At 38.1% G+C, this 17089-nt stretch carries 16 protein-coding genes; 2 read left to right on the top strand and 14 right to left on the bottom strand.

Annotation, left to right across the window (positions count from 1 at the left end; all coding sequences use genetic code 11):
• Window positions 1–10: 10 nt before the first annotated feature.
• The 9 genes from ACOMC3_RS02825 to ACOMC3_RS02785 form a co-directional block, all read right to left on the bottom strand.
• Window positions 11–2980, bottom strand: a complete 2970-nt coding sequence (locus ACOMC3_RS02825; RefSeq protein ID WP_420318014.1) for a SusC/RagA family TonB-linked outer membrane protein — start codon at window positions 2978–2980, stop codon at window positions 11–13.
• 245 nt (window positions 2981–3225) lie between these two features.
• Window positions 3226–5175 (bottom strand): OmpA family protein, encoded by a 1950-nt coding sequence (locus tag ACOMC3_RS02820; RefSeq protein WP_420318013.1) that lies wholly within the window; start codon window positions 5173–5175, stop codon window positions 3226–3228.
• Window positions 5130–5747 (bottom strand): 7-carboxy-7-deazaguanine synthase QueE, encoded by a 618-nt coding sequence (locus ACOMC3_RS02815; protein WP_420318012.1) that lies wholly within the window; start codon window positions 5745–5747, stop codon window positions 5130–5132. The genes ACOMC3_RS02820 and ACOMC3_RS02815 overlap by 46 nt, the downstream gene beginning before the upstream one ends.
• Entirely contained in the window at window positions 5731–6606 is an 876-nt protein-coding gene (locus ACOMC3_RS02810; protein ID WP_420318011.1) for a bifunctional 5,10-methylenetetrahydrofolate dehydrogenase/5,10-methenyltetrahydrofolate cyclohydrolase, read from the bottom strand. Before ACOMC3_RS02810 ends, ACOMC3_RS02815 begins: the two co-directional genes overlap by 17 nt.
• A gap of 1 nt (window position 6607) precedes the next feature.
• Window positions 6608–8401: a translation elongation factor 4 gene (lepA, locus tag ACOMC3_RS02805; protein ID WP_420318010.1), complete on the bottom strand. Its 1794-nt coding sequence runs from the start codon at window positions 8399–8401 to the stop codon at window positions 6608–6610.
• Window positions 8402–8512: 111 nt separating this feature from the next.
• Window positions 8513–8965 carry a D-aminoacyl-tRNA deacylase gene (dtd, locus tag ACOMC3_RS02800; protein WP_420318009.1) on the bottom strand — a complete coding sequence of 151 codons (453 nt, stop codon included), beginning with the start codon at window positions 8963–8965 and terminating at the stop codon, window positions 8513–8515.
• Entirely contained in the window at window positions 8962–9636 is a 675-nt protein-coding gene (locus ACOMC3_RS02795) for an NAD(P)H-binding protein (protein ID WP_420318008.1), read from the bottom strand. Before ACOMC3_RS02795 ends, dtd begins: the two co-directional genes overlap by 4 nt.
• A 33-nt stretch (window positions 9637–9669) precedes the next feature.
• Window positions 9670–10065 carry a YkvA family protein gene (locus ACOMC3_RS02790; RefSeq protein ID WP_420318007.1) on the bottom strand — a complete coding sequence of 132 codons (396 nt, stop codon included), beginning with the start codon at window positions 10063–10065 and terminating at the stop codon, window positions 9670–9672.
• Between the two features lie 3 nt (window positions 10066–10068).
• Window positions 10069–10587, bottom strand: coding sequence for a hypothetical protein (locus tag ACOMC3_RS02785; RefSeq protein ID WP_420318006.1), 519 nt, complete (start codon window positions 10585–10587; stop codon window positions 10069–10071).
• Between the two features lie 166 nt (window positions 10588–10753).
• Between ACOMC3_RS02785 and ACOMC3_RS02780 the strand changes: the two genes are divergently transcribed.
• Window positions 10754–11035: a HesB/IscA family protein gene (locus ACOMC3_RS02780; protein ID WP_420318005.1), complete on the top strand. Its 282-nt coding sequence runs from the start codon at window positions 10754–10756 to the stop codon at window positions 11033–11035.
• Between the two features lie 52 nt (window positions 11036–11087).
• Here ACOMC3_RS02780 and folB read toward each other — a convergent pair whose 3' ends face one another.
• The 3 genes from folB to ACOMC3_RS02765 are packed head-to-tail and all read right to left on the bottom strand — an operon-like array spanning window position 11088 to window position 13339.
• Window positions 11088–11438, bottom strand: a complete 351-nt coding sequence (gene folB, locus ACOMC3_RS02775) for a dihydroneopterin aldolase (RefSeq protein ID WP_420318004.1) — start codon at window positions 11436–11438, stop codon at window positions 11088–11090.
• Between the two features lie 3 nt (window positions 11439–11441).
• Window positions 11442–12437, bottom strand: coding sequence for a DivIVA domain-containing protein (locus tag ACOMC3_RS02770; RefSeq protein WP_420318003.1), 996 nt, complete (start codon window positions 12435–12437; stop codon window positions 11442–11444).
• Window positions 12434–13339, bottom strand: a complete 906-nt coding sequence (locus tag ACOMC3_RS02765; RefSeq protein WP_420318002.1) for a WD40 repeat domain-containing protein — start codon at window positions 13337–13339, stop codon at window positions 12434–12436. The genes ACOMC3_RS02770 and ACOMC3_RS02765 overlap by 4 nt, the downstream gene beginning before the upstream one ends.
• Before the next feature lie 29 nt (window positions 13340–13368).
• On the opposite strand from ACOMC3_RS02765, the gene ACOMC3_RS02760 reads away from it, so the two are divergent.
• Complete coding sequence (locus ACOMC3_RS02760; RefSeq protein ID WP_420318001.1) at window positions 13369–13974, top strand: 4'-phosphopantetheinyl transferase family protein; 606 nt, start codon at window positions 13369–13371, stop codon at window positions 13972–13974.
• Between the two features lie 65 nt (window positions 13975–14039).
• On the opposite strand, the gene ACOMC3_RS02755 is transcribed toward ACOMC3_RS02760, so the two are convergent.
• Both ACOMC3_RS02755 and ACOMC3_RS02750 read right to left on the bottom strand, forming a co-directional pair.
• Window positions 14040–16643, bottom strand: coding sequence for an ABC transporter permease (locus tag ACOMC3_RS02755; protein WP_420318000.1), 2604 nt, complete (start codon window positions 16641–16643; stop codon window positions 14040–14042).
• Window positions 16640–16978, bottom strand: coding sequence for a PadR family transcriptional regulator (locus tag ACOMC3_RS02750; protein ID WP_420317999.1), 339 nt, complete (start codon window positions 16976–16978; stop codon window positions 16640–16642). Before ACOMC3_RS02750 ends, ACOMC3_RS02755 begins: the two co-directional genes overlap by 4 nt.
• Window positions 16979–17089 lie beyond the last annotated feature (111 nt).

Raw genomic sequence — 17089 nt, 5'->3', positions numbered from 1 at the left:
GTATTTCATTTTAGAATGTAACCTCTAAACCAACTGTAATTGTCTTACCAACTGGATATCTGAAGAACTCTGATCCAGTTTCATCCATTTCCGGATCAAATCCAGAATAGTTAGTAAACGTCAGCAAGTTTTGACCTTGCAGCCATACTCTAGCACTTTGAGCTCCTACATTAGATAAGATTTCAGAAGGCAGACTGTAAGACACTTGAACATTTCTTAGACGGACAAATGATCCATCTTCAAGATATCTAGTTGATCTACTATTTGCTGCATTATTACCACCAACAATTGGCTGAGGACGTTTTGCAATATCACCTGGCTGTTGCCAGAAATCTTGACCAGCACTTGTCAGGTGATTCCATCCATATCTCTGACCATCAGACTCGATGAATCTTCTTGAGCTGTTGTATACTTCATTTCCTAGTGAGAAGTAGAAGAAAGCGCTTAAAGAGATATTCTTATAAGAAACAACATTGTTCAAACCTCCAACTGCAGTTGGCTGAGCATTTCCAAGTTTAAATCTATCAGCTTCAGCATAGTTACCTGTAAGGTCACCTTCTTCAGTATACCAAAGAGGAGTACCGTCTGCTGGATTAACACCAGCCCATCTTTCAATGAACCATGTTCTGATTGGGAATCCTTCAGAATATACCTGGCTGCCATTGATGATGTCTTCACCATCGTTAAGCTCAAGAATTTCGTTTCTATTGAAGGCAACATTGAAATCAGTAGCCCATGAGAAGTCTCCGTTTCTAACATTAACAGTCGAAAGTACTACTTCAATACCCTCATTTCTGATTTTACCCAAGTTTTGAGTAGCAGTAGCAAAACCACTAGTTCTAGAAACTGGTACATCTAAAAGGAGCTCTCTCGCTTCTCTTCTATATACATCTACTGATCCTGAAATTCTGTCATCAAGAATACCCCAATCTAAACCTATGTTTAGGTTATCGGTTGTTTCCCAAGTCAATGCTGGATTAGCTATTTGTGTCGGAGAACTACCAGGAACATTGTTGTACGCAGTATTGAAACCATACAATCCTAAAGATGCAAAGTTGCCAATATCAGCGTTACCTGATGTACCATAACTAACTCTAAGTTTAGCATTCGATAGAACAGAAACTCCAGACAAGAAGTCCTCTTCTATTAGTCTCCAAGAACCACCTACTGAGAAGAAGTTCGCCCATCTTTGGTCCGCACCGAATCTTGAAGATCCATCTCTACGTCCAGCAAATGAAATATAATACTTATTCTGGTAGTTGTAGTTTACTTGACCCAAGAATGAAACAAACGCGTATGCAGTCAATGATCCATCCGCAATTAATGGAGTAGCTGTAGACTGTAAAGTCTTCAACTTACCAGAAGCAAGACCTGTACCTGAAGACCTGAATTCTTCAAAGTCAGCATCCTGAACTTCAAATACTGCCAATGCATCTAAGTTATGATCACTGCCAAACGTCCAGTTACCTGTTGCTTTCGTCTGAGAAGTAAATACCAGGTTCTGGTTAAATGCTTCATCAACCTGGCCCTGAGTATCAAAACCATCATTGGTCGTCAAATCAAAGTATCTTGACTCTCTAGAATTCAAAAGGTCAATTGCGACAGTTTGAGATAGTCTGATATTATCTTTTACGTTAATTCCTAACTCTGCTTTTCCAATTGCTCTAAGGTTGTTGTTAACTACAGGATTTAATGGTACCTCATATAGGTAATTAGTTCCAGTAAATATTGCCCATTCAGGCTCCAATCCTGTATACAATTCTCCAGTATTAGGATTAATTGGATTTTGTAAAGGAGTATTTACGAACGCTCCTAAAAGAGGAGATGAGAATCTGTTACCTGCAGTTGCATTTAGCTGATCCGTATATGAAATATTCATATTGACAGTCAAATCAACCACATCGTTAAAGATTTGATCCATGTTAGCTCTAACTGAGTATCTGTCAAATGAAGACTCAATCAAAGTTCCATCCTGCTTGTAATATCCTCCAGAAAGGAAATATCTAGTACTTTCATTACCCCCTTGAGCTTGAATCTCATAGTTACGAGTAACACCATCTCTAAAAGAAGCATCTCTCCAATTGAATGTACTATCCGGATTTAGCGGTCTATCAGCATCAATTTGAGCCTCAGTTCTTCCACCATTTCTTAGGACAACTCTTTCGTATTTGGTTACTTGATCTCCATCCATCATATCCATGTTACCAAAGTTTGGTCTGGTAACACCTACTGATGCACGTGCAGTAATTGTAGACTTACCTGATTTACCTCTTTTAGTATTGATCAAGATAACTCCGTTAGCACCACGAGAACCGTAAAGTGAAGTTGCAGCAGCATCCTTCAAAACAGTAATGTTAGCTATATCATTAGGGTTAATGTTAGCCAATGCATCATTTGTCTCAGTAAGCTGAGTGAAATCTCCATTTTCGATGATAATACCATCAATTACGTAAAGCGGGCCTCTACCAGCTGTAATTGAACCTGTACCACGAACTCTGATATCAACAGCAGCACCTGGCTGACCTGAACCAGCAGTAGTATATACACCTGGGCTTCTACCCTGTATAATCTGGTTAACATCAGTTAATGGAACATTGTTAATATTTTCCTCACCTACAATATCAACAGCTGCCACGTTTTTACGCTCAGATGTAGTACCGTAACCTGTCACAACAACTTCTTGAAGTTCTGTTGCTCCACCAAGAGTCACGTCAATTGTAGATCTTGCCCCTACCTGGATTTCTTGTGTTTCAAATCCAACATAAGAGAAGATAAGAGTAGCGCCATCATCTACTGACAAACGGTAGTTTCCATCCAAATCAGTAGTAACACCAGTTGTTGTGCCTTTAATCACAACATTCACACCTGGTAAAGCTTCACCTGTATCATCGGTGACCTTACCAGAAACCGTCCTTTGCGCTATTGCACTAAATGCAACAACAGTTAAGAACGCAAAACTTAGTAGTAAAATCCTCTTCATACTAACTAGTTAATCGTTAAACATTAATTATTTGAAACCCGCAATATATGCTTTTTTAAGATTATTTAACAAATTAAAAATCAGCGTTTTCAATTGCTAAATGGACAAAATGTTGGGAAAAAATGAAATTTGAATAAAAAATTTGAATAATGTAAAATCACCAAATTTTCCTCTACATCTTAATGTTATTCTTCAACAAAATTTTGCTTTCAATTTTGAAAATAATCCAATTATTATGCAACACTCTAGCGTTTCGTCCGTAGGACACTAAATTCTATCCTTCGGTTGGATTTTTTCCCTATTTCGGTTGCATTTGAATCTATCGGATTAGAGTCAGCATAGCCTTTGTAGGTCAACATTTCACTGTCTACACCTTTTTTAATAAGTTCATTGTATACTGTTTTTGCTCTCAACTCCGATAAAGTTTGATTATAGGATTTTCCGCCACTATTATCAGTGTGTCCAGAAATTTCAACTTTTATTTTAGGATTTTCCATTAACAGCTGATAAGCATTATCTAATTCTGAAAGAGATTTATCATTTAGCTTATAAGAATCTACCTCAAAGTAGATATTCTTTAAAATGATCTTTTCACCTTCTCCAACTCGCGTAAGTTTGATATCTATAGTATCTGGTTTGCGAATATTGTTACTCTCAGTTGTGAACTGAAAATCTGAATAGAGGTATCCTTTTTTCTTCACATAGGCCGCCAATTCCAAACCTACCGGTAAAACCATGTAATATTCCCCCGATAAAGAGTCAGATTTACCATTATACAAAGTAAGATTGTCCGAAAGTGAGACTACCTGGATGACCGCCTTCAATGGATCATTTGTTTTTGCATCAGTTATTCTACCTACGATATAAGATGTTGGATTTACTTTTAACTGCTTAGGGAGTGTAGTTTTAACGATTTTACTATCAAGAATCTCATAATTCTTTTGCTCCTCCTTTGCAAAGTAGGCGGACGTTCCATCAGAAGTAATCACAATGGAAACTTCATCCTTGTGTGTATTAATTGGATACCCCAGATTTTTGGGTTGAGTCCAAGATGAATCTTTTCTTATTGTTTCGTAAAGGTCATATCCTCCCATTCCTGGATATCCATTTGCAGAGAAATATAAATTTTTGCCATTTGAATGAATGAATGGGGTTGTTTCATCTTTCCTTGTATTTATTCCTTTACCAAGGTTTATGGGTTTGGACCATCGGCCGTTTTCATTTTCAGTCACCCACAGGTCTCGCCCTCCATATCCTCCTCTCCTATTTGAAGAAAAATACAAAGTGTTTCCATCAGCAGATAAAGAGGGTTGGGACTCCCAGTACATACTATTTACAGGTTTTCCAAGATTCTTTGGGTAAGACCATTGGTCCCCCACTTTTTTAGCAATGTATAAATCGCAACTTCCTAGCGAATTTCTTCCGTCACAAGAGGTAAATATCATTGTGCGGCCGTCTGCTGACACAGCACATGCCCCTTCATTTAATGGAGAATTGATCCTTGATGAAACGGATTGAGCAGGTTGCCATTTACCTGCTTTTTTCACACTAACGACTATGTCTTCATCGCCTCTTACATCATCTCTTTTGGTATAAAAAATAGATGCATCATCTATCGTAACAGATGGTAAGTATTGAAGCTTAAAGCGATTCACTTCCTTGGGCAAAATCTCAATTTGTACAGTATCACTAAATCTTGCTAGCTCATTTGTTGCAAAATCAATGCTCCTTATCAAGAGATCAATTTCATAGCTTGCAGCTCTTTCAGGCACCTTATTTAAAAATAAAGTTAGATACTTACTAGACTTTTCATATTCGCCTCGATCAAATGCGAGTAATGCCAATTTTTCCAATACAGAGGCAATAGGGTCAGGAGCCGTCTCTGCATAAGATTGAAATTTAGAATAAACTGAGTCTTCATTGCCTATAGCATTATAAAGGCTACCCATCCTTATAAACGCTTCAAAAAAGGTAGGATCTTCATTGACTGATTCTTCAAGCAAATCAATGGCAGAATAGAAATCCCTTGCTCTATACTCCTTGTCAGCTTTTTCGTAAAGTTTTCTGGCTTTCTTACTATCAGTTGAAAGATTTTGAGAGGCTAGAGGTAAAAATAAAACCACCAACAAAAAACAAGCAGCTACCCTTCTTAGGGTATGTCCATGTATTTGTGTGTTTGTAGAGAAATTTTCCATTTAGGGTTTTCCTTCACGAAATCAACGATCAAAGGTGTCATTTCTTTTTCTTTTGACCATTCCGGTTGGAGGAATAATTGAGAATTGGTATTCATTTGATTTCCATGCTCAATTGCCCATTTAAAATCACTCTTGTTATAAGCTATGACTTTCAGCTCATGCGAACTTTTGTAGAAATCTTTAAGAGGTGATTTAAATTTTTTGGGTGAGAAACAGATCCAATCCCAATTCCCCGTCAAAGGATAAGCTCCAGACGTTTCAATGTTGGTCTGCAAGCCTTCCTTTTTCAAAGATTCAGTAAGGAGTGACAAATCATACATTAAAGGTTCTCCACCCGTCACTACCACAACATTAGCTCCCGAATCTTTCGCTCGTTTTGTAATTTCTTCTATAGAAAACCAATCGAATTGTGATGCATCCCAGGAGTCTTTTACATCGCACCAAACACATCCTACATCACATCCGCCAAGCCTTATGAAGTAAGCTGGGGTTCCCGAATAGAAGCCCTCACCTTGAATTGTGTAAAATGACTCCATCACCGGAAGGTATTCCGGGTCAGTGATTGAGCTCATAGGCTTTTAAGGTATTTAGTAATAACGACGCAATAGTCATTGGTCCGACTCCACCAGGAACTGGAGTTATAAAACTTGAAATTGGAGCAACTTCATCATAAACCACATCTCCAGATAATTTAAATCCAGACTTCTTGGTATTATCCTCAACACGAGTCGTTCCAACATCTATAACTACAGCTCCCTCTTTTACCATGTCTTTAGTGATTAATCCAGGTTTACCCACGGCCACAATCAAGATATCTGCCTCTTTGGTGTGGCTCTTGAGATCTTGGGTGAGTTTATGGCAAACAGTAACCGTAGCTCCTCCATCTTGCAACATCATTAAACTAAGTGGTGCACCAGCAATTCTTGAAGCTCCGACGATCACGCAATGTTTCCCTTCAGTTGGAATATCATATCTATTAATAAGCTCCATAACCCCATATGGAGTAGCGGGTAATAGTAGCTGATGATGTGACATGATACTACCAAAATTTTGGTTAGTAAATCCATCAACATCTTTTCGAGGAGCAATTCTTTCAGTTATATGCTCAACAGAAATGTGATCAGGAAGAGGGATTTGTACAATGAAACCATCAATATCATCATCTTCATTGAGTTGTTGAATGTGTTTAATAAGTTTCTCTTCAGAAATCGTATTTGCAAAATGCATCAATGTAAAATCGAATCCTACCGCCTTGCATGCATTTATCTTTCCATTCACATATGTATGACTTGCTCCATCATCACCAACAATTATTATCGCCAAATGTGGTGCACGCATACCATCAGCTTTAAGCTGATCGACTTTTTGAGCGATTTCATTTTTAATGTCTTTAGAGACTTTTCTTCCGTCGATGATTATAGGTGATGACATTTTAATCCAATTTAAGTACGGCCATAAATGCTTCCTGAGGAATTTCTACATTCCCAACCTGACGCATTCGTTTTTTACCTTTCTTTTGTTTTTCTAAAAGTTTTCTTTTCCGCGAGATATCACCACCGTAGCATTTTGCCAATACATTTTTACGCATGGCTTTTACTGTTTCCCTTGCAATAATCTTTGTTCCAATGGCTGCCTGAACAGCAATTTCAAACATTTGTCGCGGAATTAGTTCCTTCAACTTTTCGCAAAGCCTTTTACCCCATTCATAAGCTTTGTCTCTATGTACAATGGCTGACAAAGCATCCACTTTGTCACCATTGAGCATAATGTCCAATTTGACCATATGAGATTGACGGTAGCCAATCAATTCATAATCAAGAGAAGCATAGCCACGAGAAATGGTTTTCAGCTTATCAAAGAAATCAAATACTATTTCAGCTAGTGGAATCTCGAAAGTAAGTTCAACACGATCTGAAGTTAAATAAACCTGATTTTTGATCTCCCCTCTTTTGTCAATACAAAGTGCGATAATTGGTCCAATGTATTCTGACTTGGTAATTATCTGAGCACGAATAAAAGGTTCTTCAATATGATCGATCATATTTGGCTCGGGAAGCTCTGAAGGTGCACTTACTTTCAATATCTCTCCATCACTTTCAATCGCATGAAATTGAACCGATGGAACCGTGGTGATTACCGTCATGTCAAACTCACGCTCCAGTCTTTCCTGAACAATCTCCATGTGAAGCATTCCCAAAAATCCGCACCTAAAACCAAATCCCAATGCTGCGGAAGTTTCAGGCTCCCAAATTAATGATGCATCATTTAATTGAAGCTTCTCCATTGAAGCTCTCAACTCTTCAAACTCACTAGTGTCGACAGGATAAATCCCTGCGAAAACCATTGGCTTTACATCCTCAAAACCTTTAACCTGGCGTTGTGTTGGACGCTCAACATGAGTGATCGTATCACCTACCTTCACTTCTTTGGCAACCTTTATTCCTGAGATTAGATAACCTACATTTCCAGCAGCTATGGATTTCTTAGGTTCGTGTTGAAGCCTTAATACTCCAATTTCATCGGCTTCATACGTTTTTCCTGTATTGACAAACTTTACTTTGTCACCTTTATTCAATGACCCATTGAATACTCTGAAGAATACTTCTATTCCTCTATAAGGATTGAATACAGAATCAAAGATCATGGCCTGAAGTGGCTCATCAGGATCACCTTGCGGTGCTGGCACTTTGCTTACGATTGACTCTAATATATCTGTAATGCCGATACCCTCTTTAGCACTGGCATGTATAATATCTTCTTTGGCGCAACCGATTAAATCAATAATCTGATCTGATACCTCTTCAGGCATTGCTCCTGGTAGGTCTATTTTATTAAGCACCGGAATGATTTCGAGATCATGCTCTAGTGCTAAATAAAGATTTGAAATTGTTTGCGCTTCTATTCCCTGTGCTGCATCTACAATGAGCAGCGCACCTTCGCATGCAGCAATGGATCTAGAAACTTCATAAGAAAAATCTACATGTCCTGGTGTATCGATCAGGTTTAATATGTATTTCTCACCATTCAATTCATAGTCCATTTGAATGGCATGACTTTTTATGGTTATTCCTCGCTCACGTTCCAAGTCCATGTTGTCTAGCAACTGAGCTTGCATGTCACGCTCATTTACTGTGTGGGTGAACTCCAAAAGCCGATCAGCCAAGGTGCTTTTTCCATGATCGATGTGGGCAATAATGCAGAAGTTTCGAATGTTCTTCATATCCATTTTTAGTGAATTGGGATCATCACATTTCGCCCAACCCTTTGAAAATTAGGCGCAAAGGTAACAAGCCACTCACCACCTTCAAAGGAGCGGCAATGTATTTGCTTAAATTAATTACTGCTTGTTTTTTGAGTCCAGCAAAATGGTGACAGGACCATCATTTATCAAAGACACTTTCATGTCGGCACCAAACTCACCGGTCATAACTTCCTTTTCTATCAGACTTTGTAATTCAGCAACAAATTTTTCATAGAGTGGGATCGCTATTTCAGGTTTTGCAGCCTGAATATAACTGGGACGGTTTCCTTTTTTTGTGCTGGCATGAAGTGTGAACTGACTCACCGCTAAAACCTCTCCATTCACCTCTAGAAGGCTCTTATTCATTACTCCATCATCATCTGGAAAGATTCGCATGTTCACTATTTTGCGACAAAGCCAATCAATATCTTCAATATTATCAGCATCCTCTATGCCAAGAAGTATCATTAATCCAGTTCCAATTTTAGATTTTACTTGTTTGTCAATTGTAACTGATGCTTCAGAAACGCGCTGAATAACTACTCTCATGATGAATAAGCGATATCTATCATTTGACCAGGTTTATACCTATTGAATCCAGGCTCATTTTTATGTGCCACTTCTATCATCGCTTTTGCTACTTCTACATCTCTGATTGCTCCTACTCTTTTTTTGGAACCTATTGTAAAGAATGAAGCGATGGCGCTAATAACTTTAGCGATCTCTTCAAAAATTCGAATCTCATTCCGATCACCTAAAAGAAGAGATGGCTGAAATATTTTTAAAGCCTTCAAATCAAGCTCTTGAAGTTCGTCTTCAAGTTTTCCTTTGGCCATATTGTAAAATAGCGGAGAAGAGCTATTTGCTCCTATCGATGACACCACAAGCAATTGCTGGAAATCTTTTTGGTTTTTTGCTATATCGGCAAAAGCAAGTGGATAATCCACATCAACTTTTAAAAATGCTTCTTTCGAACCTGCTTTACTTCGTGTTGTTCCAAGGGCACAATAAAAATCATGTCCATTCATTTTGGAGCTATATTTTTCAAGCTCATCAAAGTTCTTAACTCGAACTTCTACCAGTTTGGGATCTTTGGTCTCAAATGGAGATCTGGTAATAATGACTACTGAGTCATACCGATTATCCTGAAGAGCGAATCTTACCAGTTGCCTGCCCACAAGTCCTGTCGCTCCAATAATTACTGCTTTTCTTTCTGGCATTCCTGAATATTTGATTCAAGTAATACAAGAAAGTTAATCAGCTTGTTCCCATTGTTCCTCTTCCCATTGATGAAACCGCTTAATATCTCGATTAAGTTTCTTTATTATCAGCAAAACAACAGATGCATCGTCAGTAAAACCTATAGCTGGTATAAAATCGGGGATCAAATCAGTTGGAGTAATGAAGTAAACCAAGCCAAAAACAATAAGAACAATTGATGAGACTGGGAAAGCACGGTATTCACCAGATAAATGTGACCTGAACATGCGCATTAGTATTTCCAACTTCTCTTTGAATTCCTGCAATTCAGGTGAATTTTTAGCTAGTCTCTTCAATTTATTACCCGCTTTAGACAAAGTGGATTTCATAGCCTCTTTATCAGTGGCTGTTTTTTTTGCTTTTTCCCATATTTTCTCAGTTTTTTCCATGTTTTAAAAAACGTCTTGAATCTCTTCTTTGATATATTTTATGGCTTGTTTAGATGTATCTTCCTCTCCTGCCGTATTTTCAAGAATTGCTCTGGCCAAATCAAAACCTTTGGCTTTTGCTTCGAGACTATTTGCAGAAGAATTGATGACAGATATGGTTTGCTCTACTGCTGTGTTTACATAGGTCCATGCACTGTCTGACATATATACCTGTTGAGAAAGGTTATGATTAAATTCATTTCTTATTTCATGAATTAAAATTTGCTGAAATTCTTCCGCTGTATAATCAGAACTGCTTAGTCGAGAGACCAGATTTGCAGGTGTTATTCTTTCAAGAAGCAATACTATTCTTTCATAGGCCTGCAATCGAATGGGCACTACGATCTCCTGATTTTTTTGTCGAACACTAAAGGCAATCTCATCAAGCTGTTTTTGCAAAAAAGATCGAACAAGAAGGTACGCCAGATAAAGTACCAGGCCAGCTGGAATTGTAATTTTAAGAAGATCGTAAACCATTTCCATTGATTGGATTGTTTAGTGTGAAAAATGTATTGTCAAGATAAGCTAATTTCAGGGTCATCTCCCTTCATCCTCTCCAAGAGAGGGAGATATTGTTGCTTATCTTGATGCAATGATAAACGTCAAAAATAATACTTTTACACGGAGGCAATAAGTAAATCTTAAAGTGATGAAACCACCTGTGGAAATAACGGAGAAAGCGCTGGAAGAGGTCAAGGATATCTTGAAAAATAAAGGTATACCTGAGGGATATGGATTGCGAATTGCTACTAAAGGCATGGGCTGTGGGGTTGGATTCAAATTAGGATTTGATAAAAAGAAAGAAACGGATGATGAGTATGATATTGAAGGTGTACAAGTACTCATTCGAAAAAGTGAAATGATGTTTCTTGTTGGAAAGAAAATTGAGTTTTACGATGAATCTGATGGAAGAGGATTTGTGTTTGTCTAATTCCAACTAAGAATTTCAGATAGTATGTCATGAATTCTTATAAGAATTCATATCAACCTTCCAGTTCCACTGTCGCTTTATGACATAAACCTTTTATCGGAGGATTGTATTTGCTGATTCGAACCTGTACTTGATTGACTTCTGAGAAATTTTCCTTTAATGCTTTGATCATTTTACCTGCCAGATGTTCTAGAAGATTAGCATCAATGCTCATTACATTTTGAACAATTTCGTATACTTTTTCATAGTTGACAGTGCCCTCAAGTTTATCATCAGAAGCAGCTTCCGAAAAATCAACGTCAAGCGTCACATCAACGCTGTATTTATTCCCAATTACTCGCTCTTCTTCATAGTAACCGTGACGGGCGTAGAATTCCATTCCCTCTAGTGAAACTTTCCCCATCCTTTAGCTATCTGTGTCTAATTCGTCAAAGAATGAAACGGTCTTGGAAACTTTTGGGCCTTTTTTCTCCTCTCTTGATTCTTCTTTAGGCTCAACTTTTGTTGGTTCTGCCTTAGCTTCAGACTCAGATTCTACCTTTTTCTCTTCTTCTTTTATTTCAGGCGCTTCTTCCTTTTTAGGTTGCTCCGGCTCTTTAAACGAAGATTCAATTGTTTCAGTCTCTGCTTCAACTTGAGGCGTAGTGCGTTGAATTATGCGTTCTCTAAGCTCATCAGTTTTAGGCGGTTCATTTTTTGCTTCATGAATTTCTTCCTTCGGTTTTGTTTCCGGAGTTTCTGCTTTTGGTGCCTCAATATCTATGGGTGGAGCTTCAAGTTTTTTGCTTTCTGCCTGAACTTCTGTTTTTTCTGACTTGATTCGCTCTTCGCTTTCTCGAGCAAGTTTTTTCACTCGCTTCACATAGTCGTCAAACTTGAATTCTTTATTAGCTCCGGTATTTTTCTCGACTTTTTCAATTAGAGTAACCGAAAGATTTTTTAGCTCTTGCAGTGCGTTTTGGCGATGATTTTCAATGTCTCTGTGATTCTGCTCAATACTTTTCACAGCATCCTGAAGTTCTTCAATGATTTGACGGGCTTCCATTTCTGCCTGCTCTATCATCGCACGAGCTTTATTCTTTGACTCGCTGAGCAGCGCTTCAGCATTCATTTTGGTTTCCTTCATGTGAAGCTCCGCAGCTTTATTCGCTTGCTCTATCACATTGGCCCCTGTATCTTCAGCTGTTTTCAATGTTTTATAAAGCGAACTTTCTACCTCACGAAGCTTTTCAACTTCTTTCTCAGCCTGCTTTAATTTGAGGGTCAGTTCCTTATTTTCTTCGAGCATACGCTCCCACTCGTTCGAAAGTGACTGTAGAAAAGCATTGACTTCATCCTTATCGTACCCCCTCAGCTTCTTTTCAAAATCTTTCTGACGAATTTCCAGCGGTGTTATCTTCATTCTGCAAATTTAATTTCCCAAACCGAGATCGAGCGATCATCGCTACAAGTTACTAACAAGTCGCGATAATTCATCCAAAGCAACTTATTAACGCTATTTCCATGACCTGCGTGCCTATGTTTATCCAAAACTTTCAATAACTTAAAATTATGAGCATCCCATAATTTAATTGCCTTGTCCATGCTAGCGGTTACAAAATATCTACCGTCTGACCTAAAAATTACATCATTGATTGTGTAAAGATGGGCTGCTATTGATTCACGTAAAGTATACTCAGCTTGAGTATCCCACACCTTAAAATGCGCATCCCTTCCAGCAGATATCAGGTACTTGCCTGACGGGTGAAATTTGGATGCAAAAACTGAATTTTTATGACCTCTCAATTCAAATTGAACATCTAATGATTCTTCCTCTACAATTCGAATAACATTATCACTGCACGCAATCGCTATATCCTTATCGTATCTATCGATATTACGAATACGATCTTTCGCAAGTTTTTTACGACCTAAAATCTCCAGGTCCTTAGAAAGGATTAGGACCTCACCATTGGAAAGACCAGCCCAAATATTATTATTAAAAATCTCGATGGTGAATATTTGATGTTCTCCGAGATTAATGGATTTCACTTCCTTTTTAGCCTTGAGATCGATTTTATGAACCCCTTGGTTGTTTTGTCCAACATACAGGAATCCCTCCTTTTCATCAAAAGTAAGCGCATAAATGGAGCATGGAATCTTGACAATAACCTCACCTTCATCCGGAGATTTTAAATCCCACATCACCACCATACCGTCACCACCTGCGGAAATGAAACGAGAATCATCAAGAGCGTGAAGTGTGTAAATACTATCGGTGTGTCCTAAAAATGTATGGAGTTTTTTTACTTCGATCTTGCTCATTTGGTATACAAAATTATTACAATTGCTCTATGCCTTTGCTATTGAACAAGCAGATTGATGATCAATCTGCCTATGCAGTCTGGAATATTCAGGAAACCTTTTTGGAACTTCCATATTTATCTCCAGAACCATTTCCTGCGGAATTGCATCCTGTTAGGCAAGCAGAGTGGATAATTGGAAGAATGCTGGTCAAAAGTCTTTGTGAAAAATTCAACATAGAGTATAAAGGCATTAGTAAACAAGACAAGGGCAAACCCTATCTTAATGACAATAGAGCTAACATCTCTATTTCACATTCGTTCCCTATAGCTGCTGCAATGATTCATCTTGAAAAACCATGTGGAATAGACATGGAACGGCCAAGAGACAAGCATGAATATGTAAAACATAAATTTCTACATGAGTCTGAGGTACAATTCAAGGATGATCTCAATAAGCTTTGTACTATCTGGTGTGCAAAAGAGGTCATTTATAAGATTTTTGGCAGAAAGTTTTTGAGCTTAAAAGATGAGATCAAGCTGACTTTTGAATCCGATAGCATAATAATCGGTGAGATACTTAAACCTGGACATGAAAGCAATCATACCATTCATTATGAATGGATAAAAGAGTACTTATTGGCTTTTGGTACCTAAAGAGACCTGAAACCAGCTAACGAAGCTGATTTCAGGAATGATTTAAGGATTATTATATTTTTTACTTATTCGTCCTTAAGGACATTAACAGGATTAGTTTTTGCAGCCTGCAACGACTTAATACCGACAGTGAATGCGCCAATGACGAATGTAGAAACACCAGCAATAATGAATATCATCGGGCTCAATGATGTTCTAAATTCAAATCCCTCTAGCCAAGAATTACCAAAATAATATCCAAATGGAGTTGCCACAATGAAAGCAAAAATCATTAGAACTGAATAGTCTTTGGAAAGTAGAACAACCAACTGTCGGATATTCGCACCATGCACTTTTCGAACCCCTATTTCTTTTGACCTTTGCTCTGCCGTAAATGCAGACAAACCAAATAATCCAAGGCAAGAAATGAAAATGGAAATTCCAGCAAAAATCTTGACAAGTGTACTTACCGTCATTTCACTTTCATAGCTTTCAGCATATACCTGATCGACAAACTCATAATCTAAATCTTGATCCGGATCTAGTTCGCTATTCACATCAGCGATTGCTTTTAATGCATTATTTGGATCTCCCTGAAATCTAACCAAAGCGATATTGGTACGTGAGGGAATGATACAAGAAATGATAAGTGGAGCAATTGGTTCATGGAGATTTCTCATATGAAAGTTCTTAACCACTCCAACTATCTTTCCATCGATTCCCCAGAATGATAAATCCTTGTTGATAGGATCGTCAAATCCCATAAGCTCAGCAAGTACTTCATTAATAATAAAATTGGTAGAGTCGGTGAGTTGTTCATTAAAATCTCGTCCACTTTTAATCTCCATGCCCATTGTCTTGATAAAATGCTCATCTGTAAGCATAATATTAATCTCATACCCTTCTTCGCTCATTCCCTCCCATCGTACCGAGCTCGTAGATCTGCCGTAAGAAATCGGATTTCCGCTGGAGGCGGTCATTGCTTTAACTTCCGGAATTTTTTTAATTTCTGTTCTATACGTGTTTAATCGATCCCCGAAATTATCACCCATCTGCACAGCTATAAGATTATCCTTATCCAACCCCAGGTTCTTGTTAAGAACAAATTCCAACTGGGTGTATATCACTGCGGTTCCCACAATTAGAAGTGTAGATATTGCAAACTGAAATACTACAAGGCCTTTCCGAAAATAGGCAGCACCTGATGATTGCTTTATAGAACCTTTTAGCGATCTAATGATATTGAATGTAGGAAGCAAAACAGCTGGATATAAACCAGACAGAAATCCGACTCCAAAAGTGATTCCAAGTAAAAAGTACCAAGTAGTCGGCAGTCCAAAATTGATAGTCAACTGTCTGTCGACCAGCTGGTTGAAAGATGGTAAAAGCAACCAAACTAAAAGTGCTGATAATATAACAGCAATAGTAGAGAGTAGAATTGATTCAATAAAAAACTGTGTGCTAATAGAGGATTTGTGTGCTCCCATTACCTTCCGTAATCCAATTTCTTTGGATCTCCTCCCTGATCTCGCAGTAGCCAGATTCATAAAATTGATGCATGCGATAAGTAAAATGAAAATCGCTACTATGGTCATGATCTGAACGTATTCAATTCTACCACCGTCAACTACGCCATTCTCAAAATTTGAATAGAGGTAATTATCCTGGAATTTTTGAGTGATTAAATATTCTTCTCCAGAATTGCTCTGACCTGCCGCATGAGTTATGATTTCGTCATACATCCTTTCTTCCACAACGGGTAGATCTGCCTCATCTCGAAGAGTATAATATATTCTAAAACTACCATTACCCCAATCATCGACCCAATCGTTTTGGTTAAAGTAGTATTGTGCTGGTAGCAACCAGTCAAACTGTAAGCTGGAGTTAGTGCCGATATCTTCAAATACACCAGTAACGATTGCTTCACGCCCATCATCAATTACTATCGGTGTTCCAATAACCTCCTCTTTCCAATTAGATCCAAATATCTTCTCAGCTATTGATCTTGAAATGACAATCGAACCTAAATCAGTCAATGCAGTTTGTTTATCACCTTCCAGCAGCTCAAATGAGAATAGGGTAAGAAAATTTGGGGTTGCAAAAAACCCCTCTTCTTCAAAGCTTTCCTCCCCATTTACAAATTCCATATCCATCAACCAACTCAGCTGTGCTACTTTCTCCACTTCTGGATATTCTTCTCGGAACAGATCAGCCGCGGGTTTAGGTATGGACCAAGTAGTATTGACCATCCCTCCTGATTGCTTCATATTTCTAAATACCTGATAGATTCTATCACCATTTTCATGGAATTTATCTACCTGAATTTCATCATTTACCCACATTAGGATTAGCATGCTAGAAACCAGCCCTACTACTAGTCCAAGTAAGTTTAGTGCAGTGAAACCCTTATATCTCAAGGCATTCCGAAGTGCGATTTTCAAATAATTTTTAATCATAGCAGTATTAATTAGTCCGTTTTTTATTTCGAAGTTTCTGATGATTCCTGGCCTAAAGAGCAATAAGACATCTAATAGATACCTCCATTTTGCCTTGAATTGATTCTGCGAAGCACGTGCAGCATAAAGTTCTGATAAATCACCCTCTACATCTTCAATGAGCTGAGGATTACAAAACCATTTTAAAAATTGAGTAGGCCATTTTGGAGGCGATATTTGGATATGATCTCTCATCCAAATTTAAAATCAAACGCTACTGAAGGAATGGAGTCCCACAATTGCTTTCTTGTCTCCATCACCTGTTCCAATACTTTCTTACCAAGAGGTGTCACCTTGAAATAGCGCTTTCTCTTTCCGCCACGCACTGCGGTAGCTTCCCCGAACTCTGAATCGAGGTAACCCTTTTTTTCAAGTCTGTTAAGTGCAGTACGCATCGCTCCAACACTTACTTTTCGCTCTAGACGATTTTCAATTTCTTCTTTGATGGAAATGCCATAGGCGTTTTCATACAGTACAGCGACGGTTAGCATTACCACTTCTTCAAATTCTCCTATCGAATACTTATTCATAGATTTTATATTTAAATCCTAAAAGTAATCAAAATATATAAGTCTTAAATGTAATCTTAATACTCCCTGAAAGAGCAAAGGTTACATTGGAGGTAGAATTCCAGTGTCTAG

Source organism: Ekhidna sp. (assembly GCF_965212185.1).
In the GTDB taxonomy this organism is placed as follows: Bacteria; Bacteroidota; Bacteroidia; order Cytophagales; family Cyclobacteriaceae; genus Ekhidna.
Note: the sequence above shows the minus strand (reverse complement) of the source record. Positions and strands in the feature narration are given on the sequence as shown.